This window comes from Roseibium sediminicola (genome assembly GCF_023156505.1).
GTDB lineage: Bacteria > Pseudomonadota > Alphaproteobacteria > Rhizobiales > Stappiaceae > Roseibium > Roseibium sediminicola.
In genome coordinates, this window is record NZ_JALNMJ010000020.1 from 63,127 (window position 1) to 78,988 (window position 15,862).

Genomic DNA, 15,862 nt, shown 5'->3' on the forward strand with positions numbered 1-15,862 from the left:
GCTTCGGCCGCCTCAGACTGCTGACGAACCCGCCGTTTTTGGCGGGTTTGTTTTTTTTTGCAGTTTTGGTTTTCAGGTTTTGAGCGGATTTCATTCAGGGTGAGCTTGGTTCTCCCCTCAGGCTTGTGCCTGTTTAGGGCTCTTGGTGAGGGCTATTGCGATCTTTTTGATGTTTTGGGCGGCGGCGGCGAGCAGGCACTGCGTTTGCACGCGCACAAGACTTCGGAACCTGGCATAGCGGTGTCCATGGAGCTGCTTGGCATCGGCAAACGAACGCTCCACGGTCTCCTTGCGCCGCTTGTAGACGGCCCTGCCCCAGGCGCTCAGACGATGGGCATCGGTCCGCTCCCGGCTTTCCTGCCAGACATGACGGGTCAGGGTCCGCTCTGCCTTGGCGTTGGAGGTGCAAGAGGCCAGCAGCGGACAGGTTCTGCAAACCTGCGGGTCGGAGCGGTAGTGCTTGTAGCCATTGCGATCCGTTGTGGCGTAGGTCAACAATTGGCCTTCCGGGCAGCGGTAACCGTCGACTTGCCCCTCATAGGTGAAGGCAGACTTGCGCATCATGCCAGGCTTCGGGGCTGGCGGGCGCCGGTAGCCGGTCACTCCCAGAATGTCCCGTTTCTCCAATCCCCTGGCGATGCCCGCCGTCGCATAACCCGCATCGAGCCCAACGGCCGCAACCTCGAAATCGAAGCGCTCCCGCTGACGGTCAAGCCGGGACAGATAAACGATGCTGTCATGCACATTGGCGGGGGTGGCGAACGTGTCCGTGACGATCCCCAGCCTGCCGTCCACCGTGCGGTGGTCGAGGTAGAAGAAGCCCTTGGGCTTGCCCTCGCGCACCATGTAGCCGGCATCCGGGTCCGTGCGGCTGACCTTGGTCTCCTTGACCTCCAGTTCCCGCGCCTTGTCCTTCAACGGCTTCTGGCCATGCAGCTTGCGTTCCGCATCGATGGCCCGGTCCAGATCGCTGCAGTAATCGGCCCGGGACCTGGCAATCTGAGCCAGATCGTATTTGCCTTTGTTGGCATTCGCCTTCAGATGCGTTGAATCGGTGTAAAGCACCGTGCCGTCCACAAGCTTGTGGGCGATCGCCTGCTCGACGATATGGTCGAAGATATCCTGCGCGACCGAGGCGTCGTTGTAGCGCCGCCGCCGGTTCTGGCTCAGCGTCGAAGCGTCAAACACCTTGTCCGTCAGCTTCAGCCGCAGAAACCATCGGTAAGCCACATTCACCTCGATCTCGCGCACCAGCTGGCGCTCCGAGCGGATCCCGAACAGGTAACCGACGAAAAGCGCCTTGAACATCAACGTCGGATCCAGCGGCGGACGGCCATTGTCCGCGCAGTAAAGATCCGAAACACGATCATGGATGAACGAAAAGTCGATCACCGCGTCGATCTTGCGCAACAGGTGATCGGCGGGAACAAACTGATCGAGCGTCACCATCTCGAAAGCTGTCTGGACAGGGCCTGGCTTCTTCAACATAAAAACAGTGAATCAAAAACCCCCAGCTTACGCCAGGGGTTTGTCAGCAGTCTGGGGCGGCTTCGGCCGCCTTTTTCACTTGCAGGTCAGTTTCACTGGTCGAATTAGATAAGATCAGGGAAACGGACGCCTAGGCCGTGTGGACGGATTTGATCAAGATGAAGGCCGCGGCGATTGCGACGATGGACCGGAAGTTTCTGGCGGTTTTCTCGCAACGAAGGTCGACGCGTTTAAAGCGTTTGAGCTTCCCCATCATTTGTTCGATGCGTGCGCGGCCACGGTAGAGCGCTTTGGCGAAGTGCCTGGGAATCTCGCGCCGGTTTGATTTTTATGGAATGACCAGGACAGCCCCGGCCTTTCGCGCAGCTTCGCGATTGGCGTTGCTGTCAGAGGCTTCACCACCGGTCAGCTCAAAGCCAAGCGGCAGGCCGTTCCGATCCTTTTTCAGATGGATTTTGGTGCCGAACCCGCCGCGCGAACGCCCGAGCGCTTGACCTTCCTGCCCCCTTTGGCGCCTGCCGCAGAAACATGGGCGCGAATGACGGTGCTGTCGAACATGGCAATCAGGTGTGCCCCTTCATCAAGCCCGGCCAGAATGGAAAATAGTCCTCGAACACACCAGCCTTGCCAAGACGGTCGAAGCGTTTCCTGACGCTGTTCCAGTTGCCGAACCGCTCGGGCAAAGCGCGCCAGGAGATGTTGTGAAGCGTGAAATAATGCAGTGCCTCGAGAAACAGACGGTCATTCTTTGCCTTCGCGCCAACCCGTGGCAAGCAAGCCCGGAAAACATCCAGTGCCAGTTCGAAATCCCGTTCTGTCATCTTGGTACACATCGCCGACCTCCAAATCACGTCGGCAACCTATGATTCACTTTGAAATCAAATCCGGAATCCCAAAACTTATACCTGAGTCAATTCGTCCACACGGCCTAGCATTCAAGGCTGAAAAGAACATCCCTCTTCCGTCACCAACATGTCGAAATCTGTCAGGTGAGCAAATGCCGCGGCTTTAACTTGACCAAATTTAGACTTGTCCACCACAAGAACCTTTTCCTGAGAGCGTGCCATGGCGGCGCGTTTCAATGCAGCTTCGCGGAATGTGGTGCACGTTACGCCGAGTTGGCGATCGACGCCAGCCGCCGAAATATAGGCACGATTAATAGCGAAACTTCCCAGCAGATGGTCTTCTTCCGCCGGATAGAAGGAGGCCGTAGGCGCGTGGTACACGCCGCCCAACATGACAAGCTTGATCTTTGGTTTACGAACAACCATGTCCGCGATGTTCAGAGCGTAACAGATAATTGTTAATTCCATATCATTTGGAATTAAGTTGATTAGATGAGGCAACGTTGTGCCGCAATCGACAAACAGCGTTTCCTCGGATTTCAGATGCGGAACGCAGGCAGCACAGGCCGCGCGCTTGGCCGGTTCGTTCAGCTCGGCCGCATGAGCGAGGTCATAAGGCGGGCGATGCAGTCCAGCATCCGCGAAAACGATGTGACCGCCCAGAAACTGAAGAATCTCTGCATTTTCATAGACGTCCCGACGGATGGTCATCTCAGAAACGTCCAGCAACTCGGCCGCATCGCGGACGTGCAGGCACTTGTGTTTGGCGACGGCGTCGCGGAGCTGCTGAAGCCGTGCTTCCTTGCGGCTCAGGGCGCGTCCGCGCGGGTGTTCAATCTGCATGGTAAATCGGTCCTGACCAGAGATGTGATTAAAGTAACAAAAAAATGTTGCAATCGCAACAGTGATGGGGCATATCTCGAAACGGAGGAGGCGGACCGATGCCAGTCGGACCGTAATACGATGCGAGGAGTTCCATGCCCGAGACTGCCATGACGCAGACGACCGAGCCGGTTGCTGCCGGCCACAATTCCGAACGCAACGCCGGAATGCCGTTGGACCTTGCCGCCGTCAATGCCGTTCAGGCCAACCGCTCGGCCACGGAACGCCGAGCCGCATCTCTTCCGGGGCGCCGCGCTGTAAAGGGAGATGCACAGAGTGCCTGGCTGTTGAAGGCGGTGACCTGCATCGATTTGACGACGCTCAACGGCGACGACACCGACGGCCGTGTGCGCCGACTCTGCGCGAAGGCACGCCGGCCGATCCGCGCCGACATCCTGAATGCGCTGGGGATGGGCGACCGCCGAATCACCACGGGTGCTGTCTGCGTCTACCATCGTTTCGTAGCTACTGCTGTCGATGCGCTGAAAGGCTCCAACATTCCCGTCGCGGCCGTATCGACCGGCTTTCCGGCTGGTCTCGTGCCGCATGACGTCAAGCTCGCCGAGATCGAAGCTTCTGTTAAGGACGGCGCCGAGGAAATCGACATCGTCATCACCCGCGAACATGTGCTGACCGGGAACTGGCCGGCGCTTTACGACGAAATGCGCGACTTCCGCGCCGCCTGCGGCGACGCGCACGTCAAGGCCATACTAGCGACTGGTGATCTCAAAACCCTGCGCAATGTCGCGAGGGCTAGCCTTGTTTGCATGATGGCAGGAGCCGATTTCATCAAGACATCCACCGGGAAGGAAGGCGTCAACGCAACTCTACCCGTCACGCTGACAATGGTCCGTGCGATCCGCCAGTACCGGGAAATGACGGGCGCGAAGGTTGGTTACAAGCCCGCAGGCGGGATTTCCAAGGCCAAGGACGTTCTGACCTATTTCGCACTGATGAAGGAGGAGCTCGGCCGCGAATGGCTTGATCCCGAACTTTTCCGGATCGGCGCCTCATCGCTACTCGCGGATATCGAGCGTCAACTCGAGCACCGTGTGACCGGCGCCTACAGCGCACTCAACCGCCACCCGATCGGATGACCACGATGAACGTTGCGAGCTACTTCAACACAATGGATTACGCACCGAGCATGGAAGACGACAGCGGGGCCCGCGCGTGGCTGGCAAGGCATGGTGGCCGGTTCGGCCACTTCATCGGCGGCAAGTTCACCGCGCCGTCCGAAGGCTTCGAAACCCGCGAACCTGCCAGCGGCAAGGTACTGGCCGTGGTGTCTCAGGGGCTGGAAGGCGATGTCAACCAGGCGGTTGCCGCCGCCCGCAAAGCGCAGAAGGGTTGGGCTGTCCTTTCGGGGCACGAACGGGCGCTCAAACTCTATGCCCTGGCGCGTATCATCCAGCGCAACGCACGGCTGCTCGCAGTGCTGGAGGCGCTTGACAACGGCAAGCCTGTCCGCGAAACCCGCGACATCGACATTCCGCTTGCCGCTCGGCATTTCTATCATCATGCTGGCTGGGCCCAGTTGCAGGAAAGCCAGTTCCCTGATCACGATCCGGTCGGCGTAATCGGCCAGGTCATCCCCTGGAACTTTCCGCTTCTGATGTTGGCCTGGAAGGTCGCGCCGGCACTGGCGCTCGGCAATACGGTTGTCCTGAAACCGGCGGAAGCCACCCCGCTGACGGCGCTGCTCTTTGCCGAACTGGCGCAGGCCGCAGGGCTTCCCGAAGGCGTCCTCAACGTCGTAACCGGCGACGGCGAAACCGGCGCTCTAGTCACCAAGCATGAAGACATCGACAAGGTCGCCTTCACCGGGTCCACGGAAGTCGGGCGGAAGATCCGCGAGGCCACAGCGGGAAGCGGCAAGTCGCTGATGCTGGAGCTTGGCGGAAAATCGCCCTGCGTCGTTTTTGAGGATGCCGATCTCGATGCGGCAGTCGAAGGTGTCGTGGATGCGATCTGGTTCAACCAGGGGCAGGTCTGCTGCGCCGGCTCGCGTCTGCTGGTGCATGAAGCTGTCGCCGAGGACTTCCATGCGCGGCTTGCCGTTCGGATGCAGACGCTGCGGCTGGGATCTTCGCTGGATAAGACAATCGACATGGGGCCTGTGATCGATGCCGGTCAGCGCGCCCGCATCGCCAGCATGGTAGACTGTGCTGTTGCCTCCGGTGCCGAACTCGTGCAGGCGAAAATCGTGACACCGGAAACCGGTACCTTCTATCCGCCAACGCTTCTTTGCAACGTGCCGGCAACCGCCGAGGCCGCGACCGAAGAGATCTTCGGACCGGTTGCCGTCTCCATGACCTTCCGCACACCGGGGGAAGCGGCCCAGCTCGCCAACCACTCCCGCTACGGCCTCGCTGCAAGTATCTGGAGTGAGAACATCAACCAGGCGCTGGAACTGGCCGCGAAGGTGGAGGCTGGAATTGTCTGGGTGAACTGCACCAACGTGATGGATGCGGGCGTCGGGTTTGGCGGTGTAAAGGAAAGCGGCTTCGGCCGGGAGGGTGGCCGTGAAGGCTGCTACGACTATCTGAAGCCGCGGCTCTTCGCCAAGGCTCCCGAACGCAAGCCCTTCGTGCCCGCAAAGGCGAAAGGCTTCACCTTCGACCAAGTGGACAGAACCGCGAAACTTTTCATCGGCGGCAAGCAGGCCCGTCCCGATGGCAACTATTCACGTGCCGTGGTCGGTGCAAGCGGCGAAGTCGTCGGCGAAGTTGGCGAGGGCAACCGCAAAGACATCCGCAACGCTGTGGAAGCCGCACGCGGTGCGGCAAGCTGGGGTGCCAAGACCCAGCACAACCGCGCGCAGATTCTTTATTACCTCGGTGAAAATCTCTCGGTTCGCGCCAGCGAGTTCGCCGATCGTCTGCGGGCAATGACCGGCGTCAAGGCAGACAAGGCGAAGGCCGAAGTGGCGGCCTCCGTATCGCGGCTCTTCAGCTACGGCGCCTGGGCGGACAAGTTCGAAGGCGCGGTACATATGCCACCAATGCGCGGCCTGGCGATCGCCGTACCCGAACCGCTCGGCGTTGTCGGTGTCGTCTGTCCGCCTGAACTTCCGTTGCTCGGCTTTGTCAGCACGGTGGCGCCGCTGATCGCGGCCGGCAACCGCGTCGTGGCCGTTCCTTCCGAGCCCTTTCCGCTGTCGGCCACCGATTTCTATCAGGTCGTGGAGACATCGGACGTGCCCGCAGGCGTTCTGAATATCGTCACCGGCGAAGCCGGCTCGCTGTGCAAAGAGTTGGCGAAGCACAACGACGTGGACGGGCTATGGGCGTTCGGGTCAGGGGACTTGTCGGAGGTGGTGGAGCGCCTTTCGACAGGCAACCTGAAACGGACTTTCACCGATTACGGGCGCGCATGGGACTGGAGCGCAGCGGTGTTCGAAGGCGAGGAGTTCCTCCGCCGGGCCACACAGGTGAAAACCATCTGGGTGCCTTACGGAGAATAGGAATTTGCGCCCGGCGAAAGAGACGACGGGCGCGCATGGGAGGAGAATGCCATGGCAGGTGGCAAGGGGATTGCGATCCTCGGCATTTATGTTGCCGATACCGCCTATTTAGCGGGGCGGATGCCGAAAGTCGGCGAGACGATTTTGGGCAGCGGTTTTTCGCTCGGACCGGGTGGTAAGGGCTCGAACCAGTCAGTTGCCGCTGGACGCGCGGGGGGTAAAGTCAGCTTCATCTCCAAAATCGGCGATGATCCTTTCGGAAAGATGGCGCTAGAAATCTACGCAGAGACCGGCGTGACGCCACGCGTCGAGGTCATGGCCGGCATGCCCTCAGGCGCGGCCTTCATCTTCGTCAATGACCAGACCGGTGAGAACGCGATCATCGTCTACCCCGGGGCCGCCGGCACGATCTCCATCGCCGATGTCGAGGCGCACCGCGCGGAGATCGAGAACGCTGCGGTCTTCGTAACGCAGCTTGAGCAACCCGCAGACGCGGCCCTTGCAGCCCTGCGTATCGCGCGGAACGCCGGAGTAACGACAGTCTTCAATCCAGCCCCCGCCAACCCCTTTGACGACGAATCCTACGGCCTTTGCGACTTCTTCGTTCCGAACGAGAGCGAGGCGGCGGCCATTGTCGGTTTCGCGATTGAGACGGAAGAAGATGCAAGACGCGCGGGCGAGGAATTTCTGAAACGTGGTGTGAAGACCGCCCTGATCACCCTCGGTGAGAAGGGCGTCTATATCCATTCGGCCGAAATGAACTTGCGCATTCCTGCGATTTCTGCCGCACCGGCTATCGATACGGCCGGCGCAGGGGATGCCTTCATCGGCGGTCTTGCGACCGCACTCTCCGAGGGGCGTGAAATCAAGGACGCGGTGCGCTTCGGCTGCGCAACTGCGGGCATCGCCGTCACCCGTCGCGGCACGGCGCCGGCCATGCCCGAGCGGGCTGAGATCGAGGCGCTACTGGAACGGGAGGCACTGGTATGAACCGCGACGACCCGGTCAAGCATCTGTTTCTCTGGCCGGCTTTCCTGGTCGTCTTGGCCGTCGCGATGTTTCCGCTGATCTATTCGCTCGCGAACAGCATGATGTCATTGCGCCTCGTGCCGCCCATACCGGCGCGTTTTGTCGGCGTCGACAACTACACGGACCTTCTGACCAATCCCCGCTTCTGGCAGACGGTACGCACAACCGCATTCATTTCCATCACCTCGGTTGCCTTCCAGTTCGTGATCGGTTTCGCCATAGCGCTGGCGCTGGCCAAGCGCGTGCGCGGTGTCGACTTCTTCCGCACCACCTTCCTGATGCCTATGCTGGTCGCGCCTGTCGCCGTGGCTCTGGTCGCCCGCCAGATCCTCAACCCTACGATGGGCCCGCTCAACGAGATCGCGACGTTCTTCGGGTTTCCGAACCTGCCGTATCTAACCCAAGCCAACTGGGCGCTCGGCTCGCTGATCGCTGTGGAAATCTGGCAGTGGACACCCTTTGTCATCCTCCTGCTGCTCGCCGGCTTGCAGGGGCTGCCCGACGATGTCTATGAGGCAGCCGAAGTGGAGAACGCCTCGCCTTGGCAACAGTTCTGGGGCATCACCTTTCCAATGATGCTACCGATCTCGGCGGCTGTGATCTTCATCCGTATCGTGGAGAGCTTCAAGATCGTCGACACGATCTTCGTCATGACCGGAGGCGGCCCGGGCGTTGCCACCGAAACACTGACCCTCTTCGCCTATCAGGAGGGCTTCAAGAAGTTCAATCTCGGTTACACGTCGGCGCTGAGCTTTCTGTTCCTTGGTGTCGTGCTCTTCATCAGCCTCGTCTATCTCGCCCTCCTGAAGCCCTATCTGGAGAAGTACAAATGAGCGTGCGCGACCTGACTGGCAGACGCCGCTGGCTGGCCTTCGCGGGTTGCTGCGTGTGGTTCCTGTTCACGATCTTCCCGCTCTACTGGGTAGCGATCACATCTCTCAAGTCGCCGCCGGATGTGGTCAACGGGCCGACTTATTTTCCTTTCATCGACTTCCAGCCGACACTGAAGGCTTGGCACGAACTCCTATCCGGCATTCGGGGCGAGTTCTACTCGAATTTCTGGTCGTCCGCGATCGTGGCTCTGTCGTCCTCGCTCTTCGCGACGCTTCTGGGCGCCATGGCGGCTTACGCTCTTGTGCGCTTTCCCTTCAAGGTGCGGCTGCTCTCCGGTGTAGTCTTCTTTGCCGTCGCCATGGGAGGCTTTCTCCTGGGCCGCAACGTCTTCGGTATCTCGCCTGCCATGGCGTCGATCCTGGCGTTCACGATTGCGCTTGCGCTCTCGGTGTTCCTGAACCGCTTTCCGCTCCCCGGGAAGGTTTTGGTCAACGACGACATCGTCTTTTGGTTCGTCAGCCAGCGCCTGTTCCCGCCGATTGTCGTCGCCTTCGCGCTGTTCCTGCTCTATTCGGAAATGGGCAAGTTAGGCTTCAAGATGACGGATACCTACCTCGGTTTGACGCTTGCCTATGTGGCCTTTTCGCTGCCCATCGTGGTCTGGTTGATGCGCGACTTCATCGCCGCTCTCCCGTTGGAAGTGGAGGAGGCTGCACTGGTCGACAACGTTCCGCAATGGCGGATCTTCTACGGAATCGTTCTGCCAATGTGCCGGCCGGGCCTGATCGCAACCTTCGTGATCACGCTCGCCTTCACCTGGAACGAATTTCTCTTCGCGCTCTTCTTGACGAACTCCAAGTGGCAGACGCTTCCGGTGTTGATCGCCGGGCAGAACAGCCAGCGCGGCGACGAATGGTGGGCGATTTCCGCCGCCGCCCTCGTGGCCATCATTCCTATGGTCGTGGTCGCCGGGCTGCTGGGCCGTCTCATGCGTTCGGGCCTTCTGACGGGAGCCGTGAAGTAACAGTCTTTGCAACAGCCCCTGTGAGGAGGGGGCATCAAGGGAGGAAGTAGAATGAAAAAGGGATTGATAACGAAGGTCGGTGCGCTCGCGCTGACGCTTGCCGCCGGTCAGGCATTTGCCTGCGATCCGGACTATACGGGGGTCGAGATCACCGCAACCACTCAGACCGGGCCTTATATTGCGTCGGCTTTGACGCTTGCTGCTCACAGCTGGACAAAAAAGACATGCGGTACCGTCAAGGTGGTCGAGTTCCCCTGGTCGGAACTCTACCCGAAGATCGTCACCACGTTGTCGACGGGCGATGACTCCTTCGACGTAATCGCCTTCGCTCCAGCCTGGGCGCCGGACTTTACCCCGTTCCTGACGGAAATGCCGGCACAATACCAGCAAGGGGAGACCTGGGAAGACATTGCGCCGGTCTACCGTGAATCCTTGATGGTCTGGAACGGGAAGGTTCTGTCCCAGACGATGGATGGCGACGTCCACACTTACACCTACCGGATCGATCTTTTCGAGGATGAAGCCAACAAGTCCGGCTTCAAGGAGAAATTCGGCTACGATCTTGCCGTGCCGAAGACCTGGAAGGAATATCTCGACATCGCCGAATATTTCCAGGAAAACGTGGACGGCGTTTATGGAACGGCCGAAGCCTATCGCCGCGGCGGCCAGCAATTCTGGTTCCTGTTCAGCCACGTGGCGGCTTATGCGAGCCATCCGGATTTTCCGGGAGCTATGTTCTTCGATCCCGAAACCATGGACGCGCAGGTCAATAACCCGGCCTGGGTGCGCGGTCTAGAAGAATACATCCGCTCCTCCAAGCTGGCTCCACCGTCCGCGCTCAACTTCTCCTTCGGCGAAGTCAACGCGGCTTTCGCCGGCGGCCAGGTGGCCCAGTCTATTGGCTGGGGCGACACGGGCGTGATCGCCGCCGATCCGGAGCAGTCGACGGTTGCCGGCAAGGTCGGCTCCGCAGTTCTACCGTCATCCACCGAGGTCTACAATTATAAGACCGGCGAATGGGATACCTTCGACGCGCCAGTCGACACTTCCTTCATGGCCTTCGGCGGCTGGCAAGCGGCCGTACCGCAAAGCTCGAAGCACCAGGAAGCCGCCTGGGACTTCATCTCCCATCTAACCAGCCCGGAAGTCTCTGGCGAAGCGGCAGTGACTGGCGGCACGGGCGTCAACCCCTATCGCATTTCGCACACCACCAATCTTGACCGGTGGTCGAAGCTCTTTTCCGACCGTGAAGCCAAGGAATATCTCGGCGCGCAGCGCGATGCGGTGACGGCCGACAATGTCGCGCTCGACATGCGGCTACCGGGCTACTTCTCCTACACGGAGATTCTAGAAATCGAACTGTCGCGCGCGCTTGCCGGTGAAATAACTGCGCAGGAAGCCCTCGACAAGGTGGCCAAGGGCTGGAACGAGCTGACCGACCAATTCGGCCGTGACACCCAGCTGGCGGCCTACCGTGCCTCCATGGGCTTGCCGCCCTCGCAGTAAAGATGGGAGCGCCGCCAGCTTTGCCGCGGGCGGCACCACTCCAATAGGTTTCAATCCAAAAAAGAGACACCCGGAATGGCAAAGATATCGCTGAATGGCGTTACGAAGTCCTATGGCGCGGTAGAGGTCATACCTGCTATGGACCTCGACATAGAGGAAGGAGAGTTCATCGTCTTGGTCGGTCCGTCCGGCTGCGGCAAGTCCACTACGCTTCGCATGATCGCAGGGCTAGAGACCGTCAGTAGCGGCACCATGACGATCGGTGACCGGGACGTGACCACCCTACGCCCGGGACTTCGAAACTGCGCCATGGTTTTTCAAAGCTACGCGCTCTATCCGCACATGAGCGTGCGTGACAATATCGGTTACGGGATGAAAGTGCGCGGTGTCCCGAAGGCCAAGGTCGACGAGGAAACCGAGAACGTCGCGCGCATTCTGAGCCTCAGCGAATACCTTGACCGCAAGCCGGCCGCTCTCTCCGGCGGTCAACGCCAGCGCGTCGCAATCGGCCGCGCTATTGTCCGCCATCCCGATGTCTTCCTGTTCGACGAGCCACTCTCCAATCTTGATGCCAAGCTACGCGTAGAAATGCGAGTGGAAATAAAGCAACTTCACCGTCGGCTGAAAACAACTATGGTGTACGTCACCCACGACCAGACCGAAGCGATGACTATGGCTGACCGCGTTGTTGTGCTTCGTGACGGAGTTATTGAACAGGCAGCCGATCCAATCACACTCTATGAGAACCCGGCCAATCAGTTCGTTGCCGGGTTTATCGGTGCACCAAGTATGAATATGCTGGAGGGCCGTCTAGAGAAAGTTGGTGAAAAGTTGCACTTTCGCGGTCCAGCCGGGACTGATTTCGCGATTCCGGAAAGCCGGAACGTCGCTGCATCCCCGTTTGTTGGCAAACCATGTATCCTCGGCATTCGTCCCGAACACACAACGGATCACGGTGAAAGTTTGCCCTCTGTCGAAGTCGAGGTCGTCGATATTGAGCCGCTTGGGCCACACACACTGATCGTTGGTCTGGCAGAAACAGCCAAATTTGTAGGCCAAGTCGCACCTGGTAATTCTGCTGTTCCAGGCGACCGGTGTCGAATCCATTTCGACGCCGAAAAGATGCATTTGTTTGATGCAACGAATGGGGACGCTATTCGTTGAAGGGAGAAAACGAAGTGAACCAAAGCGACAATAGTTCCAATATTCTAGTGATGGAAGCTTTCGAGCACGTGCATCCTGATCACTGCGATAAATACGAAGCCGCCGCGCTTTTTATCGATAATTTGGTCAAGGAAAGCGAACCGGGAATGCTTGTCCACGCGCTCACCAAAATGAACAAGTCACCAGAATTGGTCACATACCGCTGGCTTGAAGTCTTTTCTGACAGCAATGCGCTCAGAACCCATTTAGACAATCCTGCTGTCATAGAACACGTTGCAAAACTCAACAGCGGCATTTTGGCCGCACCTACAGAGCTAGTACTCTACACCAGTTGGTCAGATGAAGAAAAAAACGATTGGCGCCGCAAATTAAACAGTACGAAACTTACTTTCGCTCCTGTGATCGCTGGATTCTATTTAAAGAGATAAAGACTCGATATTCGAATAACGATTCACGTCACTAAGCTTATACCTGTCGAGTGCCAGCGCATCGCAAGCCAGCTGACAGTCTAGGCCGTGTGGACGGATTTGATCAAGATGAAGGCCGCGGCGATTGCGACGATGGACCGGAAGTTTCTGGCGGTTTTCTCGCAACGAAGGTCGACGCGTTTAAAGCGTTTGAGCTTCCCCATCATTTGTTCGATGCGTGCGCGGCCACGGTAGAGCGCTTTGGCGAAGTGCCTGGGAATCTCGCGCCGGTTTGATTTTTATGGAATGACCAGGACAGCCCCGGCCTTTCGCGCAGCTTCGCGATTGGCGTTGCTGTCAGAGGCTTCACCACCGGTCAGCTCAAAGCCAAGCGGCAGGCCGTTCCGATCCTTTTTCAGATGGATTTTGGTGCCGAACCCGCCGCGCGAACGCCCGAGCGCTTGACCTTCCTGCCCCCTTTGGCGCCTGCCGCAGAAACATGGGCGCGAATGACGGTGCTGTCGAACATGGCAATCAGGTGTGCCCCTTCATCAAGCCCGGCCAGAATGGAAAATAGTCCTCGAACACACCTGCCTTGCCAAGACGGTCGAAGCGTTTCCTGACGCTGTTCCAGTTGCCGAACCGCTCGGGCAAAGCGCGCCAGGAGATGTTGTGAAGCGTGAAATAATGCAGTGCCTCGAGAAACAGACGGTCTGTTGATTTTCACCGAGAACTGACCCGGTATTTCCACCGAGAATTGACCCGCCTTTTGTGTATGGAACGGCAGTTACGCCGTGGTCAAGATTTTGGTTTCCTCCTTTCGTTGTCGGCCTGATTTGCGGTGCTGTTTTTGAAGCGGAAGCTTTCATTTCCGGTTTCAAGGATATGGCAGTGGTGGGTGAGCCGGTCGAGCAGCGCGGTGGTCATTTTGGCATCGCCGCAGACGGCAGCCCATTCCGAGAAGCTCAGGTTGGTGGTGATGATGACGCTGGTGCGCTCATAGAGCTTGCTCAGGAGATGGAAGAGCAGAGCGCCGCCGGACGCGCTGAACGGCAGGTATCCTAGCTCGTCGAGGATGACGAGGTCGGAATGGACAAGCCGGTTGGCGATCTGCCCTGCCTTGCCCTGGGCTTTCTCCTGTTCCAGCGCATTGACGAGTTCGACGGTGGAGAAGAAGCGGACACGCTTGCGGTGATGTTCGATGGCCTGGATGCCGAGGGTTGTTGCTAGATGGGTCTTCCCGGTTCCGGGGCCGCCGAGGAAGACGGCGTTGTGAGCCTGCTCGATAAACTCGCAGCGGTGAAGCTGGCGCACGAGTGCCTCGTTGACTTCGCTGCTGGCAAAGTCGAAGCCGTTCAGGTCCCTGTAGGCTGGAAAGCGTGCCGCCTTGAGTTGATAGGCCACGGACCTGACCTCCCGCTCCGCCGTCTCGGCCTTGAGTAACTGGGACAGGATCGGGATGGCAGCCTCGAAGGCGGGAGAGCCCTGTTCGGTGAGGTCGCCGACAGCTTGGGCCATGCCGTGCATCTTGAGGCTCTTGAGCATGATGACGACGGCGGCGCTGGCTGGATCATGACGCATGGCGGGCCTCCTTCAGTTTGCGCAGAGCGTCATAGCGTTCGACATTGGCCTTCGGTTCCTGGCTGAGCGTTAGCGCCTGTGGCGCCCGGATGGCCGGAGGGGTCAGCGGTTTTCCGTCCGTCAGCCGGTGCAGCAGGTTGAGGACATGCGTCTTTGTCGGAACGCCTGCCTCCAGAGCCGTCTTGACTGCTGTCAGGACAGCCTGCTCGTCATGATGAAGCACGAGGGCCAGGATCTCGGCCATTTCCCTGTCCCCGCCGGGTTTCTTGAGCAGATGCCGTTGCAAGGTCCTGAAGGCCTCAGGCAATTCGGCGAAGGGCGCGCCATTGCGCAGAGCTCCCGGCTTGCGCTGGATGACGGCCAGATAATGCCGCCAGTCATAGACCGTCCTGCCGGGCCGGTCATGGGAGCGGTTGATGATCCTGTGATGTTCGCAGATGCTTAAACCTTCCGCGACCACGACGATCCTGTCCGGATAGATCCTCAAGCTGACGGGACGGTTGGCAAACGATGCCGGCACGCTGTAGCGGTTACGTTCAAAGTGAACCAGGCAGGTTGGCGAGACCCGCTTGGCATATTCGACAAAGCCGTCGAAGAGACGCCCGACCTGCATGAGCTTCGGAACTTCTTCTGCCCAGATATCTGCGATCGTTCCTGGTTGCGTTCCGTGCGCAATAGTCTTCCAGAGGTCCTTGCAGCGGCTTTCCAGCCAGTCGTTCAATTCCTCAAGGCTAGCCACACGGGGCATGGGCTGCCACAGCCTGTGCCGCGCATCCCTGACGTTCTTCTCGACCTGTCCCTTCTCCCATCCGGAAGCCGGATTACAGAACTCGGCTTCGAAGAGATAATGGCTGACCAGGGCCGAGAAGCGAGCATTGACCTGGCGGTCCTTACCGCGCCCGACCTTGTCGACAGCGGTCTTCATGTTGTCATAGATCCCGCGACGGGGAACGCCGCCCAGAACCCGGAAGGCATGGTTGTGGGCGTCGAACAGCATCTCGTGGGTTTGCAGGAGATAGGCGCGGACGACGAAGGCCCGGCAGTAACTGAGCTTGAAGTGGGCGACCTGCAACTTGGTCCGCTCGCCGCCGATGATCGCCCAGTCTTCGGACCAGTCGAACTGGAAGGCTTCACCGGGCTCGAACGCCAGCGGCACGAAGGTCCCGCGGCCGCTGGTCTGCTGTTCGCGCTGCCGGTCCGCTTTCCAGTCACGCGCAAAAGCGGCCACCCGGCCATAGGAGCCATCATAGCCGAGGCTCACCAGATCGGCGTGCAACTGCTTGATCGTCCGTTTCTGCTTGCGCGATTTGGTGGCCTCCGCGCGCAACCAGGCCGACAGCTTGTCGGCAAAGGCATCGAGTTTGCTGGGCCTCTCGGGAACCTGGAACGCGGGTTCAACCGTATCCGCTCGCAGATACTTGCGCACTGTGTTCCGGGACAATCCGGTGCGCCGGGAGATCGCCCGGATCGAAATCTGATCACGAAAATGCCAGCGTCTGATAACGCTCAACAACGCCATGTCTATCACTCCGTATTCCCCCGCCGAAATCACGCAGGGGTGGGTTTAAACATGGGTCAGTTCTCAGTGAAAAAATCGGGCCTTACCGGGTCAGTTCTCGGTGAAAATCAACAGGAA

The 15,862-nt window shown here is 59.3% G+C and carries 16 protein-coding genes; 8 read left to right on the forward strand and 8 right to left on the reverse strand.

The window, feature by feature from the left end; genetic code table 11:
- Positions 1-117 precede the first annotated feature (117 nt).
- From M0H32_RS22725 to M0H32_RS22740, 4 genes are all read right to left on the reverse strand, one after another.
- A complete protein-coding gene (locus tag M0H32_RS22725) occupies positions 118-1,488 on the reverse strand; it encodes an IS1182 family transposase (RefSeq protein WP_248157896.1) in 1,371 nt (456 codons plus the stop codon).
- Positions 1,489-1,618: 130 nt separating this feature from the next.
- On the reverse strand, positions 1,619-1,798 hold the full coding sequence (locus M0H32_RS29770; protein ID WP_425607357.1) for a transposase: 180 nt from the start codon (positions 1,796-1,798) through the stop codon (positions 1,619-1,621).
- 253 nt (positions 1,799-2,051) lie between these two features.
- Positions 2,052-2,321 (reverse strand): transposase, encoded by a 270-nt coding sequence (locus tag M0H32_RS22735; protein ID WP_248157899.1) that lies wholly within the window; start codon positions 2,319-2,321, stop codon positions 2,052-2,054.
- A 102-nt stretch (positions 2,322-2,423) separates the two neighbouring features.
- Entirely contained in the window at positions 2,424-3,176 is a 753-nt protein-coding gene (locus M0H32_RS22740; RefSeq protein ID WP_248157901.1) for a DeoR/GlpR family DNA-binding transcription regulator, read from the reverse strand.
- 149 nt (positions 3,177-3,325) lie between these two features.
- Between M0H32_RS22740 and deoC the strand changes: the two genes are divergently transcribed.
- The 8 genes from deoC to M0H32_RS22780 all read left to right on the forward strand — a co-directional run bounded on the left by deoC (position 3,326) and on the right by M0H32_RS22780 (position 12,666).
- Entirely contained in the window at positions 3,326-4,312 is a 987-nt protein-coding gene (gene deoC / locus M0H32_RS22745; protein ID WP_425607356.1) for a deoxyribose-phosphate aldolase, read from the forward strand.
- 5 nt (positions 4,313-4,317) lie between these two features.
- On the forward strand, positions 4,318-6,681 hold the full coding sequence (locus M0H32_RS22750) for an aldehyde dehydrogenase family protein (protein WP_248157903.1): 2,364 nt from the start codon (positions 4,318-4,320) through the stop codon (positions 6,679-6,681).
- 51 nt (positions 6,682-6,732) lie between these two features.
- The gene (gene rbsK, locus M0H32_RS22755) at positions 6,733-7,671 is read left to right on the forward strand and encodes a ribokinase (RefSeq protein ID WP_248157905.1); all 939 of its coding nucleotides are present in this window, start codon (positions 6,733-6,735) and stop codon (positions 7,669-7,671) included.
- Entirely contained in the window at positions 7,668-8,543 is an 876-nt protein-coding gene (locus tag M0H32_RS22760) for a carbohydrate ABC transporter permease (RefSeq protein ID WP_248157907.1), read from the forward strand. Before rbsK ends, M0H32_RS22760 begins: the two co-directional genes overlap by 4 nt.
- Positions 8,540-9,568, forward strand: coding sequence for a carbohydrate ABC transporter permease (locus M0H32_RS22765; protein ID WP_248157908.1), 1,029 nt, complete (start codon positions 8,540-8,542; stop codon positions 9,566-9,568). The genes M0H32_RS22760 and M0H32_RS22765 overlap by 4 nt, the downstream gene beginning before the upstream one ends.
- Before the next feature lie 51 nt (positions 9,569-9,619).
- Positions 9,620-11,074: an ABC transporter substrate-binding protein gene (locus M0H32_RS22770; RefSeq protein WP_248157909.1), complete on the forward strand. Its 1,455-nt coding sequence runs from the start codon at positions 9,620-9,622 to the stop codon at positions 11,072-11,074.
- Positions 11,075-11,149: 75 nt separating this feature from the next.
- Positions 11,150-12,238, forward strand: a complete 1,089-nt coding sequence (locus M0H32_RS22775; protein WP_248157910.1) for an ABC transporter ATP-binding protein — start codon at positions 11,150-11,152, stop codon at positions 12,236-12,238.
- 14 nt (positions 12,239-12,252) lie between these two features.
- A complete protein-coding gene (locus M0H32_RS22780) occupies positions 12,253-12,666 on the forward strand; it encodes a putative quinol monooxygenase (RefSeq protein WP_248157911.1) in 414 nt (137 codons plus the stop codon).
- Positions 12,667-12,746: 80 nt separating this feature from the next.
- Here M0H32_RS22780 and M0H32_RS29775 read toward each other — a convergent pair whose 3' ends face one another.
- The 4 genes from M0H32_RS29775 to istA all read right to left on the reverse strand — a co-directional run bounded on the left by M0H32_RS29775 (position 12,747) and on the right by istA (position 15,745).
- Positions 12,747-12,926, reverse strand: coding sequence for a transposase (locus M0H32_RS29775; protein WP_425607357.1), 180 nt, complete (start codon positions 12,924-12,926; stop codon positions 12,747-12,749).
- A gap of 134 nt (positions 12,927-13,060) precedes the next feature.
- The gene (locus M0H32_RS22785) at positions 13,061-13,372 is read right to left on the reverse strand and encodes a hypothetical protein (RefSeq protein ID WP_248157912.1); all 312 of its coding nucleotides are present in this window, start codon (positions 13,370-13,372) and stop codon (positions 13,061-13,063) included.
- Between the two features lie 71 nt (positions 13,373-13,443).
- Positions 13,444-14,226 carry an IS21-like element helper ATPase IstB gene (gene istB / locus M0H32_RS22790; protein ID WP_248157913.1) on the reverse strand — a complete coding sequence of 261 codons (783 nt, stop codon included), beginning with the start codon at positions 14,224-14,226 and terminating at the stop codon, positions 13,444-13,446.
- Positions 14,216-15,745, reverse strand: a complete 1,530-nt coding sequence (gene istA, locus M0H32_RS22795) for an IS21 family transposase (RefSeq protein WP_248157914.1) — start codon at positions 15,743-15,745, stop codon at positions 14,216-14,218. The genes istB and istA overlap by 11 nt, the downstream gene beginning before the upstream one ends.
- Between the last annotated feature and the right edge of the window lie 117 nt (positions 15,746-15,862).

Bases quoted from the DNA above. Each gene is read 5' to 3' on its own strand.
- M0H32_RS22725 (WP_248157896.1), bottom strand. From the start codon at position 1,488: ATGTTGAAGAAGCCAGGCCCTGTCCAGACAGCTTTCGAGATGGTGACG.
- M0H32_RS22735 (WP_248157899.1), bottom strand. From the start codon at position 2,321: ATGTGTACCAAGATGACAGAACGGGATTTCGAACTGGCACTGGATGTT.
- M0H32_RS22740 (WP_248157901.1), bottom strand. From the start codon at position 3,176: ATGCAGATTGAACACCCGCGCGGACGCGCCCTGAGCCGCAAGGAAGCA.
- deoC (WP_425607356.1), top strand. From the start codon at position 3,326: ATGACGCAGACGACCGAGCCGGTTGCTGCCGGCCACAATTCCGAACGC.
- M0H32_RS22750 (WP_248157903.1), top strand. From the start codon at position 4,318: ATGAACGTTGCGAGCTACTTCAACACAATGGATTACGCACCGAGCATG.
- rbsK (WP_248157905.1), top strand. From the start codon at position 6,733: ATGGCAGGTGGCAAGGGGATTGCGATCCTCGGCATTTATGTTGCCGAT.
- M0H32_RS22760 (WP_248157907.1), top strand. From the start codon at position 7,668: ATGAACCGCGACGACCCGGTCAAGCATCTGTTTCTCTGGCCGGCTTTC.
- M0H32_RS22765 (WP_248157908.1), top strand. From the start codon at position 8,540: ATGAGCGTGCGCGACCTGACTGGCAGACGCCGCTGGCTGGCCTTCGCG.
- M0H32_RS22770 (WP_248157909.1), top strand. From the start codon at position 9,620: ATGAAAAAGGGATTGATAACGAAGGTCGGTGCGCTCGCGCTGACGCTT.
- M0H32_RS22775 (WP_248157910.1), top strand. From the start codon at position 11,150: ATGGCAAAGATATCGCTGAATGGCGTTACGAAGTCCTATGGCGCGGTA.
- istB (WP_248157913.1), bottom strand. From the start codon at position 14,226: ATGCGTCATGATCCAGCCAGCGCCGCCGTCGTCATCATGCTCAAGAGC.
- istA (WP_248157914.1), bottom strand. From the start codon at position 15,745: ATGGCGTTGTTGAGCGTTATCAGACGCTGGCATTTTCGTGATCAGATT.